Origin of the sequence: Gemella sp. GH3, from assembly GCF_013415425.1 — a bacterium.
GTDB lineage: Bacteria > Bacillota > Bacilli > Staphylococcales > Gemellaceae > Gemelliphila.
In genome coordinates, this window is record NZ_JACBYC010000116.1 from 1 (window position 1) to 3,172 (window position 3,172).

Genomic DNA, 3,172 nt, shown 5'->3' on the forward strand with positions numbered 1-3,172 from the left:
GCCTGGCAACGTTCTAATCTCGCAGGTCGTAAGACCAACTACATTCGACGCTAAAGAGCTTAACTTCTGTGTTCGGTATGGGTACAGGTGTGTCCTCCTTGCTATCGCCACCAGACGAAAACTTATACTTATTATATACCATCATCTACTCTTATGTCAATTCCAAAAACTCCTGATTAAGTCCTCGACCTATTAGTTTTGGTCAGCTCCATATGTTACCATACTTCCACTCCCAACCTATTCTCCTTGTCGTCTTCAAGGGGTCTTACTATACATGGGAAATCTCATCTCGAGGGGGGCTTCATGCTTAGATGCTTTCAGCTCTTATCCCTTCCGTATTTAGCTACCCAGCTATGCCACTGGCGTGACAACTGGTACACCATTGATACGTCCATCCCGGTCCTCTCGTACTAAGGACAGCTCCTCTCAAATTTCCTACGCCCACGACGGATAGGGACCGAACTGTCTCACGACGTTCTGAACCCAGCTCGCGTACCGCTTTAATGGGCGAACAGCCCAACCCTTGGGACCGACTACAGCCCCAGGATGCGATGAGCCGACATCGAGGTGCCAAACCTCCCCGTCGATGTGGACTCTTGGGGGAGATAAGCCTGTTATCCCCAGGGTAGCTTTTATCCGTTGAGCGATGGCCCTTCCATTCGGTACCACCGGATCACTAAGTCCTGCTTTCGCACCTGCTCGACTTGTCTGTCTCGCAGTCAAGCTCCCTTCTGCCTTTACACTCTTTAAATGATTTCCAACCATTCTGAGGGAACCTTTGAACGCCTCCGTTACTCTTTAGGAGGCGACCGCCCCAGTCAAACTGCCCACCTGACACTGTCTCTGAGTTTTCTACTCTCTAGGTTAGAATTCCAATACAGCAAGGGTAGTATCCCAACATCGCCTCTCCGTATACTGGCGTACACGTCTCCTAGGCTCCTACCTATCCTGTACATACTGCATCAAAATTCAATATCAAGCTACAGTAAAGCTCCATGGGGTCTTTCCGTCCTGTCGCGGGTAACCTGCATCTTCACAGGTACTATGATTTCACCGAGTCCATCGTTGAGACAGTGCCCAAATCGTTACGCCTTTCGTGCGGGTCGGAACTTACCCGACAAGGAATTTCGCTACCTTAGGACCGTTATAGTTACGGCCGCCGTTTACTGGGGCTTCAATTCATACCTTCGCTTGCGCTAAGCACTCCTCTTAACCTTCCAGCACCGGGCAGGCGTCAGCCCCTATACTTCACCTTTCGGTTTTGCAGAGACCTGTGTTTTTGATAAACAGTCGCTTGGGCCTATTCACTGCGGCCTAGTCTCCTAGGCACCCCTTCTCCCGAAGTTACGGGGTCATTTTGCCGAGTTCCTTAACGATGGTTCTCTCGCTCACCTTAGAATTCTCTTCCCAACTACCTGTGTCGGTTTGCGGTACGGGCACCTCTTATCTCGATAGCGGCTTTTCTTGAGAGTTTGGTTTCAACAACTTCGTCTCTTTCGACTCCCCATCACGCTTCAGTATTATCACTCGGCGGATTTCCCTACCTCGCTACCTTTGCGCTTAGACGGACTATTCCATCAGTCCGATTGCCTAACCTCCTCTGTCCCCACTTCTCTCATGCGATATTCGGTGGTACAGGAATTTCTACCTGTTGTCCATCGGCTTCTCCTCTCGGATTCACCTTAGGTCCCGACTTACCCAGAGCGGACGAGCCTTCCTCTGGAAACCTTAGTCTTTCGGTGGATAGGATTCTCACCTATCTTTCGCTACTCACACCGGCATTCTCACTTCTAACCTCTCCACCTCACCTTCCAGTTCGGCTTCTCCGATGTTAGAACGCTCTCCTACCATATAACTTGCGTTATATCCGCAGTTTCGGTTGTATGTTTAGCCCCGGTACATTTTCGGCGCGATGTCACTCGACCAGTGAGCTATTACGCACTCTTTAAATGGTGGCTGCTTCTAAGCCAACATCCTGGTTGTCTGTGCATCATCACATCCTTTTCCACTTAACATACAATTTGGGACCTTAACTGGCGGTCTGGGCTGTTTCCCTTTCGACTACGAACCTTATCACCCGCAGTCTGACTCCCGTATATATTTATTTGGCATTCGGAGTTTGTCTGAATTCGGTAACCCGGGATGGGCCCCTAGTCCAAACAGTGCTCTACCTCCAATAAACTCTCTACGAGGCTAGCCCTAAAGCTATTTCGGAGAGAACCAGCTATCTCCAAGTTCGATTGGAATTTCTCCGCTACCCACAGCTCATCCAAACACTTTTCAACGTGTCCTGGTTCGGTCCTCCATTCAGTGTTACCTAAACTTCAACCTGGCCATGGGTAGATCACTTGGTTTCGGGTCTACTCCATCATACTATTTCGCCCTATTAAGACTCGCTTTCGCTTCGGCTCCATGTCTTCCACTTAACCTCGCATGATAAAGTAACTCGCCGGTTCATTCTACAAAAGGCACGCCATCACACCTCTTCAGTGCTCTGACTATTTGTAAGCACACGGTTTCAGGTTCTCTTTCACTCCCCTCCCGGGGTTCTTTTCACCTTTCCCTCACGGTACTGGTTCACTATCGGTCACTAGGTAGTATTTAGCCTTACCAGATGGTCCTGGTAGATTCCAACGGAATTCCTCGTGTTCCGCTGTACTCAGGTGCTATCTCTCGCTATCTCTTCATTTCGTTTACAGGGCTCTTACCTTCTTTGGCTCTCCTTCCCATGAGATTCTACTATAAATTAATATACGATTTTCTGATAGTCCTACAACCCCACCTAGTAAACTAGATGGTTTGGGCTCCTTCCTTTTCGCTCGCCGCTACTTAGGAAATCGATTTTTCTTTCTCTTCCTGCAGGTACTTAGATGTTTCAGTTCTCTGCGTTACCTCCCTCTCGGGTGACATGTCTTTACTCATGCCGGGTTCCCCCATTCGGATATCTACGGATCTTTGATTACTTACTTCTCCCCGTAGCGTTTCGTCGTTTGTCACGTCCTTCTTCGGCTCCTAGTGCCAAGGCATCCTCCGTGCGCTCTTCTCTACTTAATCGTGTGTAGCTTTCGCTTCGTTTTCTTCCTTGAACTCTTATTCTTCTGAATAAACTCTTTTTCTCGGTTTTTTCTTGTAAATCTTGGTTATATAATTTCGTATTAAGTTTTCATTGTGC

2 rRNA genes are annotated in these 3,172 nt (G+C 48.5%); both read right to left on the reverse strand.

From position 1 onward, the window contains the following. Positions 1-115, reverse strand: a 5S ribosomal RNA gene (rrf, locus tag HZY83_RS04935). A gap of 57 nt (positions 116-172) precedes the next feature. Then, positions 173-3,054: ribosomal RNA gene (locus tag HZY83_RS04940) — 23S ribosomal RNA — on the reverse strand. Between the last annotated feature and the right edge of the window lie 118 nt (positions 3,055-3,172).